This window comes from Streptomyces sp. RPA4-2 (assembly GCF_012273515.2).
Classification (GTDB): domain Bacteria; phylum Actinomycetota; class Actinomycetes; order Streptomycetales; family Streptomycetaceae; genus Streptomyces; species Streptomyces kaempferi.
The window spans coordinates 4478239-4501495 of the sequence record NZ_CP050975.2 but is presented as its reverse complement, the minus strand read 5'-3'; the positions used below and the strand labels follow the sequence as shown (position 1 = coordinate 4501495).

Here is a 23257-nt window from a genome sequence, read left to right as displayed (position 1 = left end):
ACCGCGAACGGTGGGGCCCTTCGAGTCGTGCCCGGTGAGGCACTGGCGGAGGATACGAGATTCGAACTCGTGAGGGGTTGCCCCCAACACGCTTTCCAAGCGTGCGCCCTAGGCCACTAGGCGAATCCTCCGGGGCAAACAATACAAGACGTTGAGGAGTGCTCGCGAACTCGTTCCCCCCGCCCGGATCGGGTACTGTGAGCGCAGCCCCTCACGTGGCGCTATCTGACTGAACTCCCCCAGGGCCGGAAGGCAGCAAGGGTAGGTTGGCTCTGGCGGGTGCGTGGGGGGCGCTTGCGTCTGCCGGGGATGTGAGGGCGAACCGTCCCCGTCGCCGTCCGTCGTCATCGCACTGTCATCGCGGGCGGTCCTTGTTGTCAGTGGGCGCCTATAACCTCGTATGTGTGTCGTCTCTCGCGCTGTACCGCCGCTATCGCCCGGAGTCGTTCGCCGAGGTCATCGGGCAGGAGCATGTCACCGACCCGTTGCAGCAGGCGCTGCGGAACAACCGGGTCAATCACGCGTACCTGTTCAGCGGTCCGCGCGGGTGCGGCAAGACCACCAGCGCGCGCATCCTGGCCAGGTGTCTCAACTGCGAGCAGGGACCCACGCCGACGCCCTGCGGGGAGTGCCAGTCCTGCCGGGACCTCGCACGCAACGGCCCGGGATCCATCGACGTCATCGAGATCGACGCCGCTTCGCACGGTGGCGTCGACGACGCCCGTGACCTGCGAGAGAAGGCGTTCTTCGGCCCGGCGAGCAGTCGGTACAAGATCTACATCATCGACGAGGCCCACATGGTCACGTCGGCGGGATTCAACGCGCTGCTGAAGGTCGTCGAGGAGCCGCCGGAGCACCTCAAGTTCATCTTCGCCACCACCGAACCCGAGAAGGTCATCGGGACGATCCGGTCCCGTACGCACCACTACCCGTTCCGGCTGGTACCCCCGGGGACCCTGCGCGAGTACCTCGGAGAGGTCTGCGGGCGCGAGGGCATCCCCATCGAGGACGGCGTGCTGCCGCTGGTCGTGCGCTCCGGCGCGGGCTCCGTGCGTGACTCCATGTCCGTCATGGACCAGCTCCTCGCGGGAGCGGCCGACGCCGGTGTGACATACGCCATGGCCACCTCGCTCCTGGGGTACACGGACGGGTCGCTGCTCGACTCGGTCGTCGAGGCCTTCGCCTCGGGGGACGGCGCCGCGGCCTTCGAGGTCGTGGACCGCGTGATCGAAGGGGGCAACGATCCGCGGCGGTTCGTCGCCGACCTGCTGGAGCGCCTGCGCGACCTGGTGATCCTGGCGGCCGTGCCCGACGCCGCCGAGAAGGGACTCATCGACGCCCCGTCCGATGTGGTGGAGCGCATGCAGGCCCAGGCCGGAGTCTTCGGCGCCGCCGAGCTCAGCCGCGCCGCCGATCTCGTCAACGAAGGACTGACGGAGATGCGCGGCGCCACCTCGCCGCGGCTCCAGCTCGAACTCATCTGCGCGCGCGTGCTCCTGCCCGCCGCCTACGGGGACGAGCGGGCCCTCATGGCCCGGCTGGACCGTATCGAGCGCGGCGTGAACTTCTCCGGCGGTGGCGGCGCCCCCGCCATGGGATACGTGCCCGGTCCCGAAGTGCATGGAGCGGCCGCGGCGGCTCCGGCCCCCGGTGGCCCCGGCGTCCCGCCGGGCGGCGGACCCGCCGCGGCCCGGGCCGCCGTACGGGCGCCGGGTCCCGGTGGCGCCGGTGCCGAGGAGCACGGGGGATACGACACTGCTGGTGCTGGTGCTGGTGCTCCGGTGCAGGGTGTGGGGGCTCCCGCCCCGGCCGCACCCGCACCCGCCGCCGCGTCCCCGGCGCCCCCGGCCCCCGCACCTACGGCCCCCGCCCAGGCGGGCGAGCCTGCTCCGGCCGCCGCGGCAGCTCCCCCGTCGGAGCCCGCGCCCGGCGCCTGGCCCGCCGCGACGGCCGCCGGCAGCGGCAGGCGGCCCGGCGGCTGGCCGACGCCGGCTTCCGCGGGCGGCGGGCAGGCCCCGGCCGCGCCCGCGGCACCCCGGACGCCTTCGGCTCCCGCCACCCCCGGCACCCCGGCGGCGCCCGCCGCCGCACCGATGCAGGCGCCCGCCCCGACCCGCGCGTGCTGTGGCCGAACATCCTGGAGGCGGTCAAGAACCGCCGCCGCTTCACCTGGATCCTGCTCAGCCAGAACGCCCAGGTGACCGGGTACGACGGCACGACGCTGCAGATCGGCTTCGTCAACGCGGGCGCGCGGGACAACTTCGCGAGCAGCGGCAGCGAGGACGTGCTCAAGCAGGCGCTGGCCGAGCAGTTCAACATCCAGTGGAAGATCGAGGCGATCGTCGACACCTCGGGCGGCTCGGCACCGCCGCCGATGACGGCACCCGGCCCCGGGTTCGGCGGCGGTGGTGGCGCAGGCGGCGGATACGGCGGCGGTGGCGGGTACGGCGGTGGCGGTGCCGGATACGGCGGAGCAGCACCGCGTCCCGCGGCCCCGCAGTCGCGGCCCCGGCTTCGCGCCCCGCCGCGTCGCAGGGGCCGTCCACGGGCCAGGGGCCGTCCGCGCCCGCGTCGAGACCCGGCGGACCGCCCGCCCCCGAGCCGCCGCCCCCGTGGCCCCCGAGGACGACATTCCCGAGGACGACGACCCCGACCTCGACGAGTCCGCCCTCTCGGGCCACGACCTGATCGTCCGCGAACTGGGCGCGACGGTGGTCGAGGAGTTCTCGAACGAGTAGTCCGGGCCTCGGGCGCCCAAGGAACCGGAACCCGAAGGAACCGGAACCCGAAGGAACCGGAACCCGAAGGAACCGGAACTCCAAGGAACCGGAACTCCAAGGAACCGGAACTCCAAGGCGGCTTGGAGGATCCCACCAACTCCGCCGGCCCCCCGCTTCGGAAGCCCCCACAAAGGCACTCGCCCCCGGCGGTTAGGCTGACCCCGTGAAGGTCCTTGTCATCGGCGGCGGCGCCCGCGAACACGCCCTGTGCCGTTCCCTGTCCCTCGATCCCGCCGTCACCGCCCTGCACTGCGCCCCCGGGAACGCAGGCATCGCGGACGTGGCCGAGCTGCGCGCGGTCGACGCGCTCGACGGCGCCGCGGTGGCCGCGCTGGCCACGGAGCTCGGTGCCGAGCTGGTCGTCGTGGGCCCGGAGGCACCGCTCGTCGCCGGGGTCGCCGACGCCGTGCGCGCCGCGGGCATCCCCTGCTTCGGCCCCTCCGAGGAGGCCGCGCAGCTGGAGGGCTCCAAGGCCTTCGCCAAGGACGTGATGGCCAGGGCGGGCGTTCCGACCGCCCGCTCCTACGTCTGCACGGCCCCCGAAGAGGTCGAAGAGGCGCTGGACGCCTTCGGCGCCCCCTACGTGGTGAAGGACGACGGCCTCGCGGCCGGCAAGGGCGTCGTGGTGACCGACGACCTCGCGAAGGCCCGGGAGCACGCCAACGCCTGCGAACGCGTCGTCATCGAGGAGTTCCTCGACGGCCCCGAGGTCTCCCTCTTCGCGATCACCGACGGCGTGACGGTCGTCCCGCTGCAGCCCGCCCAGGACTTCAAGCGCGCGCTCGACGGCGACCAGGGCCCGAACACCGGCGGCATGGGCGCGTACTCGCCCCTCCCGTGGGCGGACCCGAAGCTGGTGGAGGAGGTCATGGAGACCGTTCTCCAGCCCACCGTCGACGAACTGCGCCGCCGCGGCACCCCGTTCTCCGGGCTTCTCTACGCGGGCCTGGCGATCACCGGCCGCGGCGTACGGGTGATCGAGTTCAACGCGCGATTCGGCGACCCCGAGACACAGGTGGTCCTCGCCCGTCTGAAGACCCCGCTGGCCGGCGTCCTGCTCGCCGCCGCCGAGGGCACCCTCATCGACCTTCCGCCGCTGCGCTGGAGCGACGACGCGGCGGTCACCGTGGTCGTGGCCTCGCACAACTACCCGGACACCCCGCGCACCGGCGATCGCATCACCGGGCTCGACGAGGTGGCGGCCCAGGACGCCCCGCACGCGTACGTCCTGCACGCCGGGACGAAGCACGACGGTGACGCGGTCGTGAGCGCCGGGGGCCGCGTGCTGTCCGTCACGGCGACCGGCACCGGCCTCACCGAGGCGCGCGCCCGCGCGTACACGGCGGTCGCCCGGATCGGCCTCGACGGCTCCCAGCACCGTACGGACATCGCCGCGAAGGCCGCGGCGGACTCCTCGGCGGGAGCCGCGGCGACGGCGTAGGACCCGGTCCACGACCTGCCCCCGGGCCCCGGATTCTGTACGGAATCCGGGGCCTGATCATTGCCCACGGTCATCCACCTTTCCCCAAAGCCATTCCATCGAGTGAGCGATGCCCCAACCGCCTGACGGGGACCGAGGCCCCAACTAGGGTGCGGCGAAAGCATTCCGGCACTTGGCCCACCGGCATTGCGATGTCGGTGGCGGGTGCCACAGTGGGGGAGTGAGCAAAGCCAGGGCATCCGCCGGCGCGGGCTGTCGAACAGCCCCGTACGAGCGGACAGTAGGGGGTGACCTCCGGTCGTGACCGGTATGGGTGTGGAGGTGGGCGCGCAGACCGCGCGCTCCCGGGCTCTCGCCGTGCTGCGGATCCGCAGCCGGGCGCTGGCCGTAGCCCTGCTGCCCGCGGCTGTCGCCGTCGTGCTGCTCGTCGGCGGCTCGACCGGTCACCTCACCGGCGGGCCCTGGCCCGTCACACGCTGGGTCGTGACGGTCCTCGCCTGCCTCGTCCTCCTCGCGGCCGCGGGCATCGCGCTCGTGGTCGCCCGCGCCCGGCCCGCCGTGAGCCCCACGGTCCCGATCGCGGAGGAGTCCGCCCCCGACCTGTACCGCATGGTCCGGGACCTGGCCGACCGCCTCGACGTCCCGCCCCCCTCCGCGATAGCGCTCACCCCGGACTGCGACAGCTGGCTGGAGGACCGCACCCACCCCGCGCACGGTCCGCCGCCGACCGAGGCCAGGGACGAGATAACGGGCGTCCGAGGGTCCTCGGCGTACGTCCGCCGGACCTCCGCCGCTCCCGTCCTCGTCATCGGCTCGCCCTTCCTGTGGTGGATGCGCGTCGGCGAGCTGCGCGCGGTCCTCGCCCCGGTCGTCGCCGGTACGGGTCCCTCCGCGCACCCCGACATAGCCGCCGCCCGCCGTTTCGTACGGGGGCTGGACGCGGCCGTGGCCGTGACCTCGGCGCCCGCCCACGGCCCGGTGGTCCGCACGGTGCTGGCCGGTGTCGGCTGGGTGACCCGCCTGCTGCTGCGCAGCTGCCGGGGGCACGCGGCCGAGATGGAGCGGGGAGTGGCGGCCGCCGCGGCCGAGCGCGCACAGGCTGTGGACTACGGCCTGCGGATCGTCGCCCAGGAACAGGTGGGCCTGGCCTACGCGGGCTGGGACCGGCTGCTGAACCGCGTCGCGCTGCCCGCCTGGCGGATGGGCCGCTGGCCGTCCCGGCTGGACGTGGGGGTCGTCGCGGCCCTCACCGAGCTCTCCCGCCGCGACCGGCTGGCCGAGGGCTTCACCTCACGCCTCGGCGAGCGCCCCGCCTGCGACCTGCTCGAAGAGCCCGGCACGGTGGACGAGGCGGCCTCGCTGCTCGCCGCCCGGCTCTTCCACGGCGGGCCCGCGGAGACCGGGCCCGACTGGGCTCCGGTGGACTGGCAGGAGTATCCGGACGAGGTCGTCGACCGGACCTGGCGGGCCGACGCGGCCCGCCTGCACCGGGTCCTGGACGCGCTGGGCGTCCGGCACTCCCCGGACCCGACGGTGCCCGACCGTGGCGGCCCGACACTGGCTCGCGTCCTGGACCATCTGACCGCGCCACCGACCGAAGCCGAAACCGGCGCAGACGCAGACACCGGCGCCGGCGCTGACGCGGGCGGCGGTACACGCGCCGCCTCCGGGACGGCCCCGGAGCCGGATTCCGTCCCCTTCGTCGCCAAGCGGCGCGGAGCGTACGAGCGGATGGGCGCCGACGAGGACGACGGCGGTCTCGGCCTCGGCAGCGAACGGACGGCGGCGCTCGCGGCCGGGCTCAGCGCGGAGCTGGCCCGGGACGAGGCCTCGGTGCCGGTCTCCGTACCGAGTGGCGGCGCGGAGCAGCCGGGTCCCGACCTGGCGTTCTGGGAGGACGGGATGCTGCCGCTCTTCCCGCTCCAGCCGCCGCGCACCGGACGCGAGCTGCTGGCGGACCACGTCACCGCGATGGTCTGCTGCGCCGCGATGGACACCGCGGGCGCGGCGCCGGGGCTCGACTGGCTCGACGGACCGTCCCTCCTGGTCGGCGGCGAGCGCGCCGCCGATCTCGGCCCGCGCGTCCTGACGCTGGTCGAGGACGGGGACCCGGCTCCTCTCCGGGACTGGCTCCGCCGCCTCGGGGTCCGCCCGGAGAAGCCGGTCCGGCTGGTCTGAGCACGACGGCGACGCGCCGGTGCCGAGCCGAGTACCGGGCCCGGCGCCGGGTGAGTGGGACCCTTCCCACTCACCCCGGTCCGGATTCTCCCGCCCGGGTCCGGATTCCCCCGTTCCGTTCACGTCAATTCGCGACGAACGGTGACGGAGTGCGTGCGTAATGTGATGTGCTGGGACCGATCGCGCGCAGGGCAGAGGCTCGCGCGCAGAACAGGGACTTACAGAACCGACGGGGGCACCGAGGGAGGGGAGCAGGCATGGGATCGGAGCAGATCCGCCGCTGGGAGTCGGGAGCTCTCGCGCACGCCGTGACGGACCCCTTCGGACAGGGACCCGTTCCCTGGCTCCGCGGCGACGAGCAGTACTTCGACGACACCGGGCACGTCGTCCCCTGGTACATCGACCACGCTCCGGGCGCCACCCTCCTGCGGGACGCCTCGAAGCCGGTGAAGGGTGCCATTCCGCAGCCCAGGATCGGGGGTCCCCGCTCCGCGGACGACGTGCACCGCCAGATCAAGGGCTTCGCCTCCAACGGCGCGGCCGCCCCGGGTGAGGCCATCGACTTCCACGTCACCGTCGACCCGCCCCAGGAATTCAGCGTCGACATCTACCGCATCGGGCACTACGGAGGCGACGGCGCCAGCAAGATCACCACCAGCCCCCGTCTCTCCGGGATCGTCCAGCCCCCGCCGCTCACCGCCGACAGAACCGTTTCCTGCCACCACTGGTGGCTGTCCTGGCGCCTGCAGATCCCGAGCTACTGGAACATCGGCGCGTACGTGGCCGTACTGACCACCGCCGACGGCTACCGCTCCCACGTCCCCTTCACGGTCCGCGACAACCACCCCGCCGACCTGCTGCTCCTGCTCCCGGACGTCACCTGGCAGGCGTACAACCTCTACCCGGAGGACGGCCGTACGGGCGCCAGCCTCTATCACGCGTGGGACGAGGGCGGCCGGCTCCTCGGCGAGGCGGACGCGGCGACGACGGTCTCCTTCGACCGCCCGTACGCCGGCGCGGGTCTCCCCCTGCACGTCGGTCACGCCTACGACTTCATCCGCTGGGCCGAGCGCTACGGCTACGACCTCGCCTACGCCGACGCCCGCGACCTGCACGCCGGCCGCGTCGACCCCACCCGATACCGCGGCCTGGTCTTCCCGGGCCACGACGAGTACTGGTCTCCGGCCATGCGCCGCACCGCGGAACTCGCCAGCGCACACGGCACCTCGCTGGTCTTCCTCTCCGCCAACACCATGTACTGGCAGGTGGAGTTGGGCCCCTCACCGTCCGGTGTCGCGGACCGCCTGCTGACCTGCCGCAAACGCAGGGGCCCCGGAAAGCCGTCGCTGTGGCGGGAGATCGACCGGCCCGAGCAGCAGCTCATCGGCATCCAGTACGCGGGCCGGGTCCCCGACCCCCACCCCCTGGTCGTGCGCAACTCCGACCACTGGCTGTGGGACGCCACCGGCGCGCACGAGGGCGACGAACTCGAGGGCATGGTCGCGGGCGAGGCCGACCGCTACTTCCCCCGGGCCCCGCTGCCGGAGCACCACGGCCGCATCCTCCTCGCCCACTCCCCGTACCGGGACAGCGAGGGCGCCGTCCGCCACCAGGAGACCTCCCTCTACCGGGCCCCCTCCGGCGCGCTGGTCTTCGCGTCCGGGACGTTCGCCTGGTCCCCGGCCCTGGACCGGCCGGGCCACGTCGACACCCGTGTCCAGCGGGCCACGGCCAACCTGCTCGACCGCATCTGCAAACGCGACTGAGCAGGCGGCGCGGCGCGCACCCGCCGCACACCCCGTGCCGCACCTCCCCGTCCCCGTCCGGGCACCCCGTGGCCGGAGCCGCTCCCCGCATACGGGAGAATCGAGCCACTTGGACAGAAATACGGGGAGGAACCGTGTCCGGATTCGTCGAAAAGCCCGAGCCCCTCCAGGTCCCGGGTCTGGTGCATCTGCACACCGGCAAGGTGCGCGACCTGTACCGGAACGAGGCGGGCGACCTCGTGATGATCGCCAGTGACCGACTTTCCGCCTACGACTGGGTGCTGCCCACCGAGATCCCCGACAAGGGCCGGGTCCTCACCCAGCTCTCCCTGTGGTGGTTCGACAAGCTCGCCGACCTGGTCCCTCATCACGTACTGAGCACCGAACTCCCGCCCGGTGCCCCCGCCGACTGGGCCGGCCGCACCCTGATCTGCAAGTCGCTGCGGATGGTCCCGGTCGAGTGCGTCGCCCGCGGTTACCTCACCGGCTCCGGCCTCGTGGAGTACGACGCCTCCCGCACGGTCTGCGGTCTCGCCCTCCCGGAGGGGCTCGTCGACGGCTCGGAACTCCCCGCGCCGATCTTCACCCCCGCCGCCAAGGCCGAGGTCGGTGAGCACGACGAGAACGTCTCCTACGAGGAGGTCGCCCGCCAGGTCGGCGCCGAGGCCGCGGCCCAACTGCGCCAGACGACCCTCGCCGTCTACGGCCGCGCCCGCGACATCGCGCGTGAACGCGGGATCATCCTCGCCGACACCAAGTTCGAGTTCGGCTACGAGGACGGGACCCTCGTCCTGGCCGACGAGGTGCTGACCCCGGACTCGTCCCGTTTCTGGCCGGCCGACGCGTGGGAGCCGGGCCGTGCCCAGCCGTCTTTCGACAAGCAGTTCGTCCGCGACTGGCTGACGTCCGGCGAGTCGGGCTGGGACCGCGGGAGCGAGCAGCCGCCGCCCGCGCTCCCGGCGCATGTCGTGGAGGCGACCAGCGCCAAGTACATCGAGGCGTTCGAGCGGCTGACCGGCACCAGCTGGAGCTGAGGGCGCCGGCGAGCACACGAAGAAGCCCCCGGCCTGAGGCCGGGGGCTTCTTCACTGGAGCGGACGACCAGGTTCGAACTGGCGACCTCAACCTTGGCAAGGTTGCGCTCTACCAACTGAGCTACGTCCGCATGCGCTGTGGTGCGAGAGCAACTATACCCAACCTCGCTGCCGTGCGAGACGCACCGCCGCGTGGCGGTTCTCCGCACCGAGTTTGGAGACGGCGGACGACAGATAGTTCCGTACCGTCCCCTGCGACAGCGCGGCCCGCTCCGCGATCTCCGCGACGGGCGCCCCGTCGGCGGCGAACTCGAGCACCTCGGCCTCCCGCGCGGTCAGCGGGGAGTCCCCGGCGGAGATCGCGTCGGCGGCCAACTCCGGGTCCACATAACGGTTTCCCGCGTGCACGGTGCGGATGATCTCGGCGAGCCGTCGTGCGCTGACGGTCTTCGGGACGAAGCCGCGTACACCTGCCGCGAGCGCCCGCTTCAGATGGCCGGGCCGCCCGTGACTCGTCACGATCAGCACCCGGCAGCCGGGCAGTTCGGCCCGCAGCGATGTGGCCACGCTCACACCGTCGGCCCCTGGCATCTGGAGATCGAGCACGGCGACGTCCGGAGCGTGCGCCCGTGCCATCGCCAGCGCCTCGGGCCCGGTCGCCGCCTCGGCGACCACCACGAGATCGTCCTCCAGCCCCAGCAGCGCGGCGAGCGCTCCCCGGATCAGATGTTCGTCGTCGGCGAGCAGCAGACGGACGGGCGGTACGTGCGGTACGGGTGAGGGGGAAGGTACGTGCGTCATGGTCTGACCTCGTTCGCTCGACGCGGCACGGGCACCGCCGACGGATACGGCTCGGACGGATCCGCCTCCAAGGGATCGGCCTCCAAGGGATGCGTCTCCGACGGATGCGGCTCCGGCTGCTCCGCCATCGGCTGCTCCGGCATCGGAATCTCGGCCGTCAGACGGAACGTGCCGCCGTCGGCCGGTCCGGCCCGCAAGGTGCCGTCCAGTTCGGCCAGCCGCTCCCGCAGGCCCACGAGCCCGGAGCCCCCGCCCGGCCCGGATCCCCCACGTGGCCCGGTGCCCCCGCCCGGCCCGGAGGCTTCTCCCGCTCCGGGGCCTTCTCCCGCTCCAGGGCCGGCGGCGACCGCGTCCGGTACCCCGTCGTTCTCCACCGTGAGGGTGACCTTCCCGTCCGCCACCCGCAGGGAGACCCCGCACCGCCGCGCGTCCCCGTGCCGCAGCACGTTCGTGGTCGCTTCCCGTACGACCCAGCCGAGCGCCGACTGGACCTGCGTGGGAAGTCCCGGCGCGGAACCGGTCACCTCGCAGGCGATGCCGGCGGCCGTCAGCACGCCCCGGGCGCCCGCGAGTTCGACGGTGAGGTCGGCCTCGCGGTAGCCGCGCACGACCTCGCGTACCTCGCGCTGGGACTCCCGGGCCATCCGCTGCACCTCGGTCATCTGGTCCACGGCCTCGGGCCGCCCGCGCCGGGCCAGCTGGACGGCGAGTTCGCTCTTCAGCGCGATCACCGCGAGGTTCCGGCCCATCACGTCGTGCAGATCGCGCCCGAAGCGCAGCCGTTCCTCGGCGACCGCGAGGCGGGCCCGGGTCTCGCGGGCCGCGTCGAGTTCGTACACGGCGTTGAGCAGCCAGACGGAGAAGGCGGCCGTGAAGGCGAGGAATCCGGCGGTGAGCAGGACCGTGCCGGTGATGATCAGCGTGGCGGGGCCGGGGAAGCCCAGCGGGAACGACGCCGCTCCGGCACCCACCGTCGCGCCGACCACCACATGCGCCATCCGGCGTCGGTCCCGTGTGCCGAGGGCGAGAGTCCCGGTGCCGAAGGCGATGACGCCGACGAACATCGAGGCGCCCAGGCGCACCTCGTCGTCGGTCGCCGGACGCCAGTCCGTGCCCGAGAGGGTGAGCGCGACCACGGCCACCAGAGCGGTGGTCACCGCCAGCGCGGTCAGCATCCGCCGCGGGCGGTCACGGGTGCCGCGTGTCCAGTCCAGCGTCCTCGAGGCGGTCACCGCGCAGAGCACGGAGTGCCCGCACACCAGCGGGAACAGGCACCAGGACAGCGTGCCGGGCACGTTCGCGAACAGGGGCAGTCCGATCGTGGTGATCTCGATCAGGGCGAAGAAGTGGAACGACCAGCGCGTGTAGGTCTCGACCTTCGCCGGCGTGCTCTTGTCCTGCCACCAGCCACCCGGCCTGCTCATGCCGACCTCCGCGTGTCCGTGGTCACCGCCGCGGCTCCCAGCGGAACCACCGCCGTACAGCAAACACCGCGAACACGATCCAGGCCACCGCCGTCCCGACGGCGCCCAGGGTGTCGTGCGCGGACAGGCCGCCGGTCCAGCCGCCGCGGACCAGGGTGATCACCGGGGTCAGGGGCAGCAGTTCACAGGCCGAGGCCAGCGCGCCGGGCATCACCTGGAGGGGCACGAAGGTGCCCGAACCGAGCAGGGACAGCAGCATCAGGGGCATGGCGGCCACCTGGGCGCCTTCCACACTCCTGCTGAGGCTCGCGGTGACGGCCGCGAGCGGAGGCCACATGGCCAGGCCCAGGAGCAGTCCGAGGACGGCGAGATGGGGGGCTTCGGGTGCCCCGACGTCCAGCAGTGCGGCACACGCGACGGTCAGGGCCAGGCACTGTACGAGACCGATCGCGACCGAGGGCAGGGCCGCGCCCGCGAGGATCTCCGCGTCCCGCGGCTCCCCGGTGCGCAGCCGCTTGAGGACGAGCTCCTCGCGGCGGGCCGCGTACACGCTCACCAGCGAGCTGTAGACCGCGAAGAGGAGGGAGAATCCGACGGAGGACGGCAGGACGACCGAGCCGGCCGAGAGTCCGGTGCCCTTCAGATCCATCTGGCCGACGGTCGAGCGCAGGCTGAACGGCAGGGCCAGCGGCACGAACACGGCGGCGGCGAGCGTCGCCTTCGTACGGCTCAGGAGGGTCAGCTCGGCGCGCGCCAGCGCCGCCATCCGTCCCGTCGTGGTGGTGCCCGTACGGGGGCCGGTCACTGTCGCCGCGCTCATGCCACGGCCTCCTTCTCCGTCGTCGCCCCGGTGGCACGGTCACCGGAACCGGCCCCGGCGTCTGCATCGGTACCGGCGGCGTCCCGCGCGATCCGCAGGAACGCCTCCTCCAGTGAGGCCGACCGCACGTCGAGTCCCCGCAGTTCGACCTGTTCGTCCCGGGCCCACAGCAGCAGCCCGGTCGCGGTCCGCTGGAGTTCGGCGGTACGCAGCCGCACGGTGCGGCCCGCGGTCTCGTGGCCGGTCACGCCGAGCGCGGCGAGCGGTGGCAGGTCCCCGGGGAAGTAACCGGCGGGCAGTTCGAAGGAGATCCGGGACGGCTGGGACGCGGTCACCTCGGCGGGGGTGCCGGAGGCCGCGATGCGCCCTTCGTGGAGGACCGCGAGCCGGTCGGCCAGTTGCTCCGCCTCCTCGAGGTAGTGCGTGGTCAGCAGTACGGTCGTGCCCGTGTCGCGCAGTTCCCGCACCAACTCCCAGGTCTCCCGGCGCCCTTCGGCGTCCAGCCCGGTCGTCGGCTCGTCGAGGAAGAGGACCTCGGGGCGGCCGAGGAGGGCGAGCGCCAGGTCCAGGCGCCGCTTCTCGCCTCCGGACAGCTGCTTCACCCGTACGCGGGACCGTCGTGTGAGCCCCACCAGGTCCAGTGCCTCGGCCGTGGGCCGTGCTCCGCTCGTGCAGCCCGCCCACATCCGTACGGTCTCCGCGACCGTCAGTTCGGAGGGGAAGCCGCCTTCCTGCAGCATCACGCCGATCCGGGGCCGGACGGCGGCGCGCTCCTGGTAGGGATCGTGCCCGAGGACCCGGACGCGTCCGCCGGCCGGCGGGGCGAGGCCTTCGAGCAGCTCGACCGTGGAGGTCTTGCCCGCGCCGTTCGTTCCCAGCAGGGCGAAGAGCTCACCGTGGCCCACGGAGAAGGTGACCCCGCGCACGGCTTCGAAATCTCCCCCGTACACGCGCCGCAGATCGGTGACCTCAATCACGTCATCGTGTTCGTTCGTGTTCATGAAATCAGCGTCCCCGGGGAACGGACGCGGCAGCAGTGCGCGGTGTCATGACTCCGCATGACAAATGTCAGACGCCGGCGTGCCGGTGCCTTCTCGCTGTCCCTTCTCGCCGGGATCCACCGACACACGCCTTCGGCACAAGGGCGGGACACACGCCCCGGACACACGCCTTGGAGACGCGACTTCGACACACGCCTTCGGCACGTGCGCCAGTGGTGCGACCACGCGCAGGGTGGACAGGCGAGCGTGACGGGATACAAGCGTGGGCGTACGAGAAAGACCCCGGTCGACTGACCGGGGCCTTTGCTTGCTGGAGCGGACGACGAGGCTCGAACTCGCGACCTCAACCTTGGCAAGGTTGCGCTCTACCAACTGAGCTACGTCCGCATTTGCCCCCGACCGGCTTTCACCGATCGGTGCGAGCACCACCCTACCTGATCGGTAAGGGTTGCAGAGCGGGTGACAGGAATTGCACACTGCGCCTTCCCCCTGGAAGGGGGATGTTCTGCTACTGAACTACACCCGCGTGACTCCTCGGGGTTCGGGCCTTTCGGCCTTGCCCCTCGGCGTGTTCCAGACTCTAGCTGATCTCCTGGGGGTCTGCGCAAGTCGGTTGCCGCCAAGGCCCGCTGACGGGCCCTCGCGGGCGCCCCCGGCGGTGGGGGCGCCCCGGAGTGGAGGGGAGCGCGGGCCTCAGTGCGCTTCGGCGAAGGCCTCGTAGACCTTCTTCGGGATGCGGCCGCGCGGCGGCACGTCCAGCTTGTTGGAGCGGGCCCAGGCGCGGACGGCGGCCGGGTCGGGCGTCAACGCCGTGTGCGTGTAGGCCTTCCCGGACTTCGACTGCTTGCGGCCGGCCTCGACGTAGGGGGCGAGGGCCTTACGCAGTTTCTTGGCATTGGTTGGATTGAGGTCGATCTCGTACGACTTGCCGTCGAGTCCGAAGGCGATCGTTTCCGCCGCTTCCGAGCCGTCGATGTCGTCGAAGAGAGTGACCACGACACGCTGCGCCACGAATATCGGTCCCTTCGCGCGGCACCTCCGCGATCACACCCCATGACGTGCGTGGACGTCACGGAGTTGTCGGAGAGATGCCGACTGTCCGGCTGTTATTGGGCAAAGTATCGGCTATTGCCAATTCCTTTGTACAGTGCCGGGCATTGCATTGTGAAGCCCGACTAAATCCTTCCGCGTGTCAGGAGGCAATGGGGTCCCACCGCTCTTCTGCGGTTTTTCCCAGGATTTTCCGTGCAGGCCCCCGCGTCGATGCGGGATCGTGATCGGGCTCACGTAGGATTCTACGAATCTACGCGGGTAGAAATTTTGTACGGGTAGTCTGAAGGGACCTGCTCAGCACCACACACCGGGAGTGCCAGTGGCACGCGTCGTAGTCGACGTCATGCTCAAGCCGGAGATCCTCGACCCCCAGGGCCAGGCGGTGCAGCGTGCACTGCCGCGTCTCGGTTTCGAAGGCGTCTCCGACGTACGTCAGGGAAAGCGATTCGAACTGGAAGTGGACGGACCGGTCGACGACGCCGCGCTCGCCCGCATCCACGAACTGGCGGAATCCTTCCTCGCCAACACCGTGATCGAGGACTTCACCGTGAAGGTGGAGGACGAGAAGGTGGAGGCAGGAAAGTGACCGCTCGTATTGGAGTCGTCACTTTTCCGGGCAGCCTCGACGACCGTGACACCCAGCGCGCCATCCGGCTCGCGGGCGCCGAACCCGTCGCCCTCTGGCACAAGGACAAGGACCTCAAGCAGGTCGACGCCGTGGTGCTGCCCGGCGGTTTCTCGTACGGCGACTATCTGCGGGCGGGCGCCATCTCGCGCTTCTCGCCCGTGATGGAGACCGTGATCGGGCAGGCGAAGGCTGGAATGCCGGTTCTCGGCATCTGCAACGGCTTCCAGGTCCTCACCGAGGCGCATCTCCTCCCCGGCGCGATGCTGGGCAACAACCACCTCCACTTCATCTGCCGCGACCAGAAGCTGCGGGTGGAGAACGCGGAGACCTCCTGGACCACCGACTACGCGTCCGGCCAGGAGATCCACATCCCGCTGAAGAACATGGACGGGCGGTACGTCGCCGACGAGCGCACGCTCGACATGCTGGAGGCGGAGGGCCGGGTCGCGTTCCGCTACGTGGACGTCAACCCGAACGGCTCGCTGCGCGACATCGCCGGCATCACGAACGAGGCGGGCAACGTCGTCGGTCTGATGCCCCACCCGGAGCACGCCGTCGAGCCCCTCGTCGGCTCCGGCCGCACCGACGGCCTCCCCTTCTTCACCTCGATCCTCAAGAAGCTGGTCACCGCATGAGCCGCACGCCTCTGGACACGGTCGAGAACGCGGCCGCGACCCCCGACGTCGAGCTGCCCTGGGCCGAACTGGGCCTGAAGAAGGACGAGTACGAGCGGGTCGTCGAGATCCTCGGCCGCCGCCCGACCGGCGCCGAGCTCGCCATGTACTCCGTGATGTGGTCCGAGCACTGCTCGTACAAGTCCTCGAAGGTGCACCTGCGCCAGTTCGGCGAGAAGGCCCCGCAGTCCGACGCGCTCCTCGTGGGCATCGGCGAGAACGCCGGTGTCGTCGACGTCGGCCAGGGCTACGCCGTCACCTTCAAGGTCGAGTCGCACAACCACCCGTCGTACGTCGAGCCCTACCAGGGCGCGGCCACCGGCGTCGGCGGCATCGTGCGCGACATCATCGCGATGGGCGCCCGTCCGGTCGCGGTCGTCGACCCGCTGCGGTTCGGCGCGGCCGACCACCCCGACACCAAGCGCGTCCTGCCGGGTGTCGTCGCCGGCATCGGCGGCTACGGCAACTGCCTGGGACTGCCCAACATCGGCGGCGAGGTCGTCTTCGACTCCTGCTACCAGGGCAACCCCCTCGTCAACGCCGGTGCCATCGGCGTCATGCGGCACGAGGACATCCACCTCGCCAAGGCGTCCGGCGCGGGCAACAAGGTCATCCTCTACGGGGCCCGCACCGGCGGCGACGGCATCGGCGGCGCCTCCATCCTGGCCTCCGAGACCTTCGACGACGCCAAGCCGTCGAAGCGTCCCGCCGTCCAGGTCGGCGACCCCTTCCAGGAGAAGCTCCTCATCGAGTGCACCCTGGAGGCCTTCGCCGAGAAGCTGGTCGTCGGCATCCAGGACCTCGGCGCGGCCGGACTGTCCTGCGCCACCTCCGAGCTCGCCTCGAACGGCTCCGGCGGTATGCGCGTGACCCTGGACGACGTACCCCTGCGGGACTCGACGCTCTCTCCCGAGGAAATCCTCATGAGCGAGTCGCAGGAGCGCATGTGCGCGGTCGTCGAGCCGGAGAAGGTCGCCCGGTTCCTGGAGATCTGCGACAAGTGGGACGTCATCGCCACCGTCATCGGTGAGGTCACCGACGGCGACCGGCTGGAGATCTACTGGCACGGCGGCAAGATCGTCGACGTCGACCCGCGGACGGTCGCGCACGACGGCCCGGTCTACGAGCGCCCCTACGCCCGCCCCGAGTGGCAGGACGCCCTCCAGGCCGACGACGCGAACAAACTGCCGCGTCCGGCGACCGGCGAGGAGCTCAAGGACCAGGTCCTCAAGCTCGTGAGCTCCCCCAATCAGGCCTCCAAGTCCTGGATCACCTCCCAGTACGACCACTTCGTGCAGGGCAACACGGTGCTGGCGCAGCCCGAGGACTCGGGCATGATCCGCGTCGACGAGGAGACCGGACTCGGCGTCGCCATCGCCACGGACGGCAACGGCCGGTACGCGAAGCTCGACCCGTACACGGGTGCGCAGCTCGCGCTCGCCGAGGCCTACCGCAACGTCGCGACGACCGGTGCGAAGCCGCTCGCCGTCTCCGACTGCCTGAACTTCGGCTCGCCCGAGGACCCGGCCGTCATGTGGCAGTTCGCCGAGGCCGTCCGCGGTCTCGCCGACGGCTGCCTGCAGCTGGGCACCCCGGTGACCGGCGGCAACGTCTCGCTCTACAACCAGACGGGCGAGGCCGCCATCCACCCGACCCCGGTCGTGGCCGTGCTGGGCGTCATCGACGACGTCGCCCGCCGCACGCCGGTCGCCTTCCAGGAAGAGGGACAGCTCCTCTACCTGCTCGGCGACACCCGTGAGGAGTTCGGCGGTTCGGCCTGGTCGCAGGTCGTCCACGACCACCTCGGCGGGCTGCCTCCGCGGGTCGACCTGGAGCGTGAGCGGCTGCTCGGCGAGATCCTCATCTCCGCCTCCCGCGACGGCATGATCGACTCCGCGCACGACCTGTCCGACGGCGGTCTGATCCAGGCCGTGGTCGAATCGGCGCTGCTCGGCGGGAAGGGCGCGCGGCTGGTCGTGCCCGACGGTCTGGACGCCTTCACCTTCCTCTTCTCGGAGTCGGCGGGCCGCGCGGTCGTCGCCGTCCCGCGCTCGGAGGAGCTCCGCTTCAACGACATGTGCGGTGCGCGGGGCCTGCCCGTCACCCGTATCGGTGTCGTGGACGGGACCGAGTCCGACGCGACCGCGGTGGTCGAGGTGCAGGGCGAATTCGCGCTCCCGCTGACGGAGCTGCGCACCGCGCACGAGGAGACGATCCCGGCGCTCCTCGCGTAGCACCGCGAGCCGTACGCGCGTCAAGGCCCCGCCCGGGGAAGGGAATTCCGGGCGGGGCCTTCGCACGCGCCCGGATCCGTCCACCGCCTACCCTGGAGATCATGCCCCCGGCCAGGAAACGCACCCGCACCTACGACCCCGTCAAGACGCGCGCGGCGGTGCTCGCGCAGTTCGCGCACGTACGCGACGGCGTACGCGACCTCGACGAGGAGCGGCTGGCGCGGGCCTCGGGCCTCGGGGACTGGAGTGTGCGGGAACTGGCCGCGCACATCACGACGGCCCTGGAGAACGTCAGCCGCAACCTCGACCTTCCGGAACCCGCGATCAGGGAAGTCGTCCTGCTCGACTGGCCGTTCGCCACCGCCGGGCGGGCGGCCGACATCGCCGACGGCACGCGCCGCCTGGCCGCGGACCACCCCGACCTCGACGCGCTCTACGCCCGCACCGGGGAGCGGTACGCCGAGCGACTGGCCACCGCACCCGACGGCCGGCTGCTCGCCACGCTTCCCCGGACCCCCGGCTCCGACCGGGCGGCCGGAGCCCCCACCGGCGCCATGACCCTCGCCGACTACCTCGTCACCCGCACGGTGGAGCTCGTCGTGCACACCGACGACCTGAACCGTGCCGCCGGGACGGACATCCCCTTCGACCGCCAGGCCCTGGCCACCTGCACCCGGCTGCTGGCCGACGCGCTCGCCGTGAAGGCGCCCGGCGCGTCGACGGAGGTGCGGATCCCGCCGTACGCCGTCGTGCAGTGCGTGGAGGGCCCCCGGCACACCCGGGGCACGCCGCCGAACGTCGTCGAGACGGACCCGCTGACCTGGATCCGGCTCGCGACGGGACGCGTGGACTGGCGGACGGCGCTGGACGAGGCCAAGGTCGGCGCGAGCGGGGAGCGGGCGGATCTCGCCTCGCTCCTGCCGCTCATGGGCTGACCCGCCCCTCGCCACCGGAGCGGCCCGGGACCCATGAGCCCGCTGCTGGGGGCCTTGCGTATCCGTCGTCGCAGGTCCCGTGCGCCGCGTGCCCCGTGCGCCGCTCCGGTGGCTCGCGTATGCGCGGCGACGAGGCCCGCGCGGCCGCCACAGTGGGCCTCGCCGGTCCCTCGCGGCGCGAGCCGCCCATACCTCGCGGCATGACCCGCCCGTCCCCTCGCGGCGCGGGCCGCCGGCCCCTCGCGGCGCCGGCCGTACGCCCGCGGAGCGCCCCGCGCGAACGCTTAAGCGAGGCGATCCGCGCGCGACACCGACGGGCCCGCGCGGCTTACCGGAGGGAACCGACCACCCCACCCGCCCCGTCCCATCGCCATGGACAAGCAGCGACTGACCCTCAGCGTCCTGACCCTGCTTCCGCTCGCCGTGGCCTGCGGCACCGAGACGGCGGGCGGTGACCCCGCCGGGACGGGCTCGTCGTCCGTCACCGCGGCGCACGCCACCGGCGTCACCGGCGTCCACTGGAACGTCGACAGCCTCACCGTCGACGGGAGGACCACCCGCTCGCCCGGCGGCGCCTACCTGCGGATCGACCGGGACGGCCGCGTCAGCGGCAACCTCGGCTGCAACGGCTTCGGCTCGACCGCCACCCTCAAGGACGACCGCGTCGACTTCGGCGACGTCCGGATGACGGAGATGGCCTGCGGGAAGACCCCGATGGCCTTCGAGAGGAGCCTGGTCCGCGTCTTCGGCCGGGACACGTTCACCACCGCGGTCAAGGGCGACAAACTCACCCTCACCACCCGCGCCGGCGACCGGATCGGCCTCACCAAGGAGGCGGACGTCCCGCTCCACGGCACCAAGTGGACCATCACGTCCGTCGGCGTCGGCGACGCGGCCCGGCCCGTGCCCGCGGGAGCCGCGGCGTACTTCGTCCTGGACCAGCGCCAGGGGACACTTTCCGGCCGTCTCGGCTGCAACGACGTCTCCGCGAAAGCCACCGTCCGCGACGGACATATCACCCTCGGCGCGGCCAGGACCACCCGGATGGTGTGCGACGCCTCACTCATGAGCACCGAGCGCGCCCTGTTGGGCCTCTTCGACAGCACGGTCGCCTACGTGCTGGATCACCGTAGTATCGCTCTGACCAGCACAAACGGCACGCACGTGACGGCGTCCGCCGACAAGTGAGCCGCCGCGGCCCCGTATCCCCAATTCGGACCAGTGGTCGATCTCGCCTACACTCGGAACCGTGCCACGTGGTGACGGTCGACTCAATCATGATCTGCTCCCCGGCGAGAAAGGCCCCCAGGACGCTTGCGGCGTCTTCGGAGTCTGGGCCCCCGGTGAAGAGGTCGCCAAGCTCACTTACTTCGGGCTCTACGCCCTCCAGCATCGAGGCCAGGAATCCGCGGGTATCGCGGTCAGCAACGGCTCCCAGATCCTCGTCTTCAAGGACATGGGCCTCGTGTCCCAGGTCTTCGACGAGACCTCGCTCGGTTCGCTCCAAGGTCATATCGCGGTCGGTCACGCCCGCTACTCGACCACCGGTGCCTCCGTCTGGGAGAACGCCCAGCCGACGTTCCGTGCCACCGCGCACGGCTCCATCGCGCTCGGCCACAACGGCAACCTGGTCAACACGGCGCAGCTCGCCGAGATGGTCGCCGACCTTCCCAAGCAGGACGGCCGCACCACCCGGGTGGCCGCCACCAACGACACCGACCTGCTCACCGCGCTGCTCGCGGCCCAGGTCGACGACGACGGCAAGCCGCTGACCGTGGAGGAGGCCTCCGCGAAGGTCCTCCCGCAGGTCAAGGGCGCCTTCAGCCTCGTCTTCATGAACGAGCACACCCTGTACGCGGCTCGTGACCCGCAGGGCATCCGCCCGCTGGTCCTCGGCCGGCTGGAGCGCGGCTGGGTGGTCGCCTCCGAGTCCGCCGCCCTCGACATCTGCGGTGCCGCGTACGTCCGCGAGATCGAACCGGGCGAGTTCGTCGCCATCGACGAGAACGGCCTGCGCACCTCGCGATTCGCGGAAGCGAAGCCCAAGGGCTGTGTCTTCGAGTACGTGTACCTGGCCCGCCCCGACACGGACATCGCCGGCCGGAACGTGTATCTGTCCCGTGTCGAGATGGGCCGCAAGCTCGCCAAGGAAGCCCCTGCGGAGGCTGATCTGGTGATAGCGACTCCGGAGTCCGGGACGCCCGCCGCGATCGGTTACGCGGAGGCCAGCGGAATCCCGTTCGGCGCGGGTCTGGTCAAGAACGCGTACGTCGGCCGGACCTTCATCCAGCCCTCGCAGACCATCCGGCAGCTGGGCATCCGCCTGAAGCTGAATCCCCTGAAGGAAGTCATCAAGGGGAAGCGGCTGGTCGTCGTCGACGACTCGATCGTCCGCGGCAACACCCAGCGCGCGCTGGTGCGCATGCTCCGCGAGGCCGGCGCGGCCGAGGTCCACATCCGGATCTCCTCCCCGCCCGTGAAGTGGCCCTGCTTCTTCGGCATCGACTTCGCGACCCGCGCCGAGCTGATCGCCAACGGCATGACCATCGAGGAGATCGGCACCTCCCTCGGCGCCGACTCCCTCTCGTACATCTCTCTCGACGGCATGATCGAGGCCACCACCATCGACAAGCCGAACCTGTGCCGGGCCTGCTTCGACGGTGAGTACCCGATGGAGCTTCCCGACCCCGAGCTGCTCGGCAAGCAGCTCCTGGAGACCGAGCTGGCCGCGGGTCCCGCAGCCACGGCCGCGGCTGACGCCATCCGTCGCCCGTAAGTGCCGCAGAGCCCCGTTTCACCAACCCGAAAGATCCCAGGCAATGTCTTCTGTCTCTGATCAGTCACCTCCGGCGACGGGCAGCCCTTCCGGTGCTTCCTACGCGGCCGCCGGCGTCGACATCGAAGCGGGCGACCGCGCCGTGGAGCTGATGAAGGAGTGGGTGAAGAAGACGCAGCGCCCCGAGGTCCTCGGCGGCCTCGGCGGTTTCGCCGGCCTCTTCGACGCCTCCGCCCTCAAGCGGTACGAGCGGCCGCTGCTCGCCTCCGCCACGGACGGCGTGGGCACCAAGGTCGACCTGGCCCGGCAGCTCGGCGTGTACGACTCCATCGGTCACGACCTGGTCGCGATGGTCATGGACGACATCGTGGTGTGCGGCGCCGAGCCGCTCTTCATGACTGACTACATCTGCGTCGGCAAGGTCCATCCCGAGCGTGTCGCGGCCATCGTGAAGGGCATCGCCGAGGGCTGCGTCCTCGCGGGCTGCGCCCTGGTGGGCGGCGAGACGGCCGAACACCCGGGTCTGCTGGGTCCGGACGACTTCGACGTCGCGGGCGCCGGTACGGGCGTGGTCGAGGCCGACCGGCTGCTCGGGGCGGATCGTATCCGCACGGGTGACGCGGTGATCGCCATGGCGGCCTCCGGGCTTCACTCGAACGGGTACTCCCTCGTCCGGCACGTCCTCTTCGAGCGGGCGAACCTCAGCCTCGACCAGCACGTCGAGGAGTTCGGCCGTACCCTCGGCGAGGAGCTGCTGGAGCCCACCAAGATCTACTCGCTGGACTGTCTGGCGCTCACCCGGACCACCGAGGTGCACGCCTTCAGTCACATCACCGGCGGCGGCCTCGCGGCGAACCTCGCCCGCGTGATCCCGGACGGCCTGCACGCGATCGTCGACCGCGAGACCTGGACCCCGGCCCCGGTCTTCGACCTGGTCGGTCGGACCGGCGAGGTCGAGCGGCTGGAGCTGGAGAAGACGCTGAACATGGGCGTGGGCATGATCGCGATCGTCCCGGAGGAATCGGCGGACGCGGCGCTCGCCACCCTCGGGGACCGCGGTGTGGACGCCTGGATCGCCGGTGAGATCACCGAGCGCGGCGAGCACACGACGGGCGCGGCCCTGATCGGCGACTACGCGAGCTGATGCCCTCGGGCAGCACAGAACCCGGTCCGGCGCTGACGCTCCGGACCGGGTGAAGTGCGACTGTTGTGCGAATTCTGCTCGTCATGAGAATTCTGCCGACAGAACCCGCCGACGGAGAACCGCCGGCGAAGATCTGTCGGCAGAAGTCCGCCAACAGGAATCTGCTACGAGAGATCGCGGAAACCGCGAGGGACGCTGTTGCGTCAAGCGCCGCGACGTTGGGACTGGGGACCGGACTGGTCGTCCTCGTCCTCATCGTCGTCGTTGTAGAGATCCGCGTACTGGGCGTACGGGTCGTCTTCCTCGTCGTCGTCCTCGAACGGCTCGCCATTCGGCGGCTGGCTCGAAGTCGAAGCGCCCAGCTCATTGGCCAGGCGCGAGAGGTCAGTCCCGCCGCTGCTGTACTTCAGCTGGCGGGCGACCTTCGTCTGCTTGGCCTTTGCCCGGCCGCGCCCCATGGCTCGACCCCCTCGGATACGGGGCTCGGTGGCCCCAGAGTCTTGACACGCGTTCATGATCTGGAACGGGCTCTCCATGGAGAGACCGGTCCGTAGGGCTTCCACGGTAC

General features: G+C 71.5%; 17 protein-coding genes, 4 tRNA genes, 1 other RNA gene and 1 pseudogene. 13 read left to right on the top strand and 10 right to left on the bottom strand.

The window, feature by feature from the left end; translation table 11 throughout:
- Positions 1 to 43: 43 nt before the first annotated feature.
- Positions 44 to 131: transfer RNA gene (locus HEP85_RS19590), tRNA-Ser, on the bottom strand.
- Between the two features lie 71 nt (positions 132 to 202).
- Between HEP85_RS19590 and ffs the strand changes: the two genes are divergently transcribed.
- The 6 genes and pseudogenes from ffs (at position 203) to HEP85_RS19560 (ending at position 9199) form a co-directional block, all read left to right on the top strand.
- Positions 203 to 301, top strand: an RNA gene (ffs, locus tag HEP85_RS19585) — signal recognition particle sRNA small type.
- A gap of 103 nt (positions 302 to 404) precedes the next feature.
- Positions 405 to 2738: pseudogene (locus HEP85_RS19580) on the top strand (DNA polymerase III subunit gamma and tau).
- A 205-nt stretch (positions 2739 to 2943) separates the two neighbouring features.
- Positions 2944 to 4221, top strand: coding sequence for a phosphoribosylamine--glycine ligase (gene purD / locus HEP85_RS19575; protein ID WP_168528883.1), 1278 nt, complete (start codon positions 2944 to 2946; stop codon positions 4219 to 4221).
- A 309-nt stretch (positions 4222 to 4530) separates the two neighbouring features.
- On the top strand, positions 4531 to 6399 hold the full coding sequence (locus HEP85_RS19570) for a hypothetical protein (protein WP_168533789.1): 1869 nt from the start codon (positions 4531 to 4533) through the stop codon (positions 6397 to 6399).
- 257 nt (positions 6400 to 6656) lie between these two features.
- Positions 6657 to 8165, top strand: coding sequence for a N,N-dimethylformamidase beta subunit family domain-containing protein (locus HEP85_RS19565; protein ID WP_168528882.1), 1509 nt, complete (start codon positions 6657 to 6659; stop codon positions 8163 to 8165).
- A 134-nt stretch (positions 8166 to 8299) separates the two neighbouring features.
- The gene (locus HEP85_RS19560; protein ID WP_329526832.1) at positions 8300 to 9199 is read left to right on the top strand and encodes a phosphoribosylaminoimidazolesuccinocarboxamide synthase; all 900 of its coding nucleotides are present in this window, start codon (positions 8300 to 8302) and stop codon (positions 9197 to 9199) included.
- A 55-nt stretch (positions 9200 to 9254) separates the two neighbouring features.
- Here the strand turns inward: HEP85_RS19560 and HEP85_RS19555 are convergent.
- From HEP85_RS19555 to HEP85_RS19520, 8 genes are all read right to left on the bottom strand, one after another.
- A tRNA-Gly gene (locus HEP85_RS19555) sits at positions 9255 to 9330 on the bottom strand.
- Positions 9331 to 9352: 22 nt separating this feature from the next.
- Positions 9353 to 10000: a response regulator transcription factor gene (locus HEP85_RS19550; protein WP_168528881.1), complete on the bottom strand. Its 648-nt coding sequence runs from the start codon at positions 9998 to 10000 to the stop codon at positions 9353 to 9355.
- Positions 9997 to 11424 carry a sensor histidine kinase gene (locus HEP85_RS19545; RefSeq protein WP_168528880.1) on the bottom strand — a complete coding sequence of 476 codons (1428 nt, stop codon included), beginning with the start codon at positions 11422 to 11424 and terminating at the stop codon, positions 9997 to 9999. The genes HEP85_RS19550 and HEP85_RS19545 overlap by 4 nt, the downstream gene beginning before the upstream one ends.
- A gap of 22 nt (positions 11425 to 11446) precedes the next feature.
- The gene (locus HEP85_RS19540) at positions 11447 to 12244 is read right to left on the bottom strand and encodes an ABC transporter permease (RefSeq protein ID WP_168528879.1); all 798 of its coding nucleotides are present in this window, start codon (positions 12242 to 12244) and stop codon (positions 11447 to 11449) included.
- A complete protein-coding gene (locus HEP85_RS19535; protein WP_329288827.1) occupies positions 12241 to 13245 on the bottom strand; it encodes an ABC transporter ATP-binding protein in 1005 nt (334 codons plus the stop codon). The genes HEP85_RS19540 and HEP85_RS19535 overlap by 4 nt, the downstream gene beginning before the upstream one ends.
- A 311-nt stretch (positions 13246 to 13556) precedes the next feature.
- Positions 13557 to 13632, bottom strand: a tRNA-Gly gene (locus HEP85_RS19530).
- 67 nt (positions 13633 to 13699) lie between these two features.
- Positions 13700 to 13771 (bottom strand) — tRNA-Gly (locus HEP85_RS19525).
- A gap of 167 nt (positions 13772 to 13938) precedes the next feature.
- Positions 13939 to 14256 carry an Lsr2 family protein gene (locus HEP85_RS19520; RefSeq protein ID WP_168528878.1) on the bottom strand — a complete coding sequence of 106 codons (318 nt, stop codon included), beginning with the start codon at positions 14254 to 14256 and terminating at the stop codon, positions 13939 to 13941.
- A gap of 361 nt (positions 14257 to 14617) precedes the next feature.
- On the opposite strand from HEP85_RS19520, the gene purS reads away from it, so the two are divergent.
- From purS to purM, 7 genes are all read left to right on the top strand, one after another.
- Entirely contained in the window at positions 14618 to 14884 is a 267-nt protein-coding gene (gene purS, locus HEP85_RS19515; protein WP_153289764.1) for a phosphoribosylformylglycinamidine synthase subunit PurS, read from the top strand.
- Entirely contained in the window at positions 14881 to 15561 is a 681-nt protein-coding gene (purQ, locus tag HEP85_RS19510; protein ID WP_168528877.1) for a phosphoribosylformylglycinamidine synthase subunit PurQ, read from the top strand. The genes purS and purQ overlap by 4 nt, the downstream gene beginning before the upstream one ends.
- A complete protein-coding gene (gene purL / locus HEP85_RS19505; RefSeq protein WP_168528876.1) occupies positions 15558 to 17834 on the top strand; it encodes a phosphoribosylformylglycinamidine synthase subunit PurL in 2277 nt (758 codons plus the stop codon). Before purQ ends, purL begins: the two co-directional genes overlap by 4 nt.
- Positions 17835 to 17935: 101 nt before the next feature.
- Positions 17936 to 18769 (top strand): maleylpyruvate isomerase family mycothiol-dependent enzyme, encoded by an 834-nt coding sequence (locus HEP85_RS19500; RefSeq protein WP_168528875.1) that lies wholly within the window; start codon positions 17936 to 17938, stop codon positions 18767 to 18769.
- Positions 18770 to 19141: 372 nt separating this feature from the next.
- Positions 19142 to 19957, top strand: a complete 816-nt coding sequence (locus HEP85_RS19495) for an META domain-containing protein (protein ID WP_168528874.1) — start codon at positions 19142 to 19144, stop codon at positions 19955 to 19957.
- Between the two features lie 61 nt (positions 19958 to 20018).
- On the top strand, positions 20019 to 21545 hold the full coding sequence (gene purF, locus HEP85_RS19490; protein ID WP_168528873.1) for an amidophosphoribosyltransferase: 1527 nt from the start codon (positions 20019 to 20021) through the stop codon (positions 21543 to 21545).
- A 43-nt stretch (positions 21546 to 21588) separates the two neighbouring features.
- Positions 21589 to 22689 (top strand): phosphoribosylformylglycinamidine cyclo-ligase, encoded by a 1101-nt coding sequence (purM, locus tag HEP85_RS19485; protein ID WP_168528872.1) that lies wholly within the window; start codon positions 21589 to 21591, stop codon positions 22687 to 22689.
- Positions 22690 to 22892: 203 nt separating this feature from the next.
- Here purM and HEP85_RS19480 read toward each other — a convergent pair whose 3' ends face one another.
- Positions 22893 to 23147: a DUF3073 domain-containing protein gene (locus tag HEP85_RS19480; RefSeq protein ID WP_037615441.1), complete on the bottom strand. Its 255-nt coding sequence runs from the start codon at positions 23145 to 23147 to the stop codon at positions 22893 to 22895.
- Positions 23148 to 23257 lie beyond the last annotated feature (110 nt).

What these genes read in the sequence shown, in the direction of transcription:
- HEP85_RS19535 (WP_329288827.1), bottom strand. Translation starts at nt 13,245, where the DNA reads ATGAACACGAACGAACACGATGACGTGATTGAGGTCACCGATCTGCGG.
- HEP85_RS19540 (WP_168528879.1), bottom strand. Translation starts at nt 12,244, where the DNA reads ATGAGCGCGGCGACAGTGACCGGCCCCCGTACGGGCACCACCACGACG.
- purM (WP_168528872.1), top strand. Translation starts at nt 21,589, where the DNA reads ATGTCTTCTGTCTCTGATCAGTCACCTCCGGCGACGGGCAGCCCTTCC.
- HEP85_RS19500 (WP_168528875.1), top strand. Translation starts at nt 17,936, where the DNA reads ATGCCCCCGGCCAGGAAACGCACCCGCACCTACGACCCCGTCAAGACG.
- HEP85_RS19550 (WP_168528881.1), bottom strand. Translation starts at nt 10,000, where the DNA reads ATGACGCACGTACCTTCCCCCTCACCCGTACCGCACGTACCGCCCGTC.
- HEP85_RS19565 (WP_168528882.1), top strand. Translation starts at nt 6,657, where the DNA reads ATGGGATCGGAGCAGATCCGCCGCTGGGAGTCGGGAGCTCTCGCGCAC.
- purL (WP_168528876.1), top strand. Translation starts at nt 15,558, where the DNA reads ATGAGCCGCACGCCTCTGGACACGGTCGAGAACGCGGCCGCGACCCCC.
- HEP85_RS19495 (WP_168528874.1), top strand. Translation starts at nt 19,142, where the DNA reads ATGGACAAGCAGCGACTGACCCTCAGCGTCCTGACCCTGCTTCCGCTC.
- HEP85_RS19545 (WP_168528880.1), bottom strand. Translation starts at nt 11,424, where the DNA reads ATGAGCAGGCCGGGTGGCTGGTGGCAGGACAAGAGCACGCCGGCGAAG.
- HEP85_RS19480 (WP_037615441.1), bottom strand. Translation starts at nt 23,147, where the DNA reads ATGGGGCGCGGCCGGGCAAAGGCCAAGCAGACGAAGGTCGCCCGCCAG.
- HEP85_RS19570 (WP_168533789.1), top strand. Translation starts at nt 4,531, where the DNA reads ATGGGTGTGGAGGTGGGCGCGCAGACCGCGCGCTCCCGGGCTCTCGCC.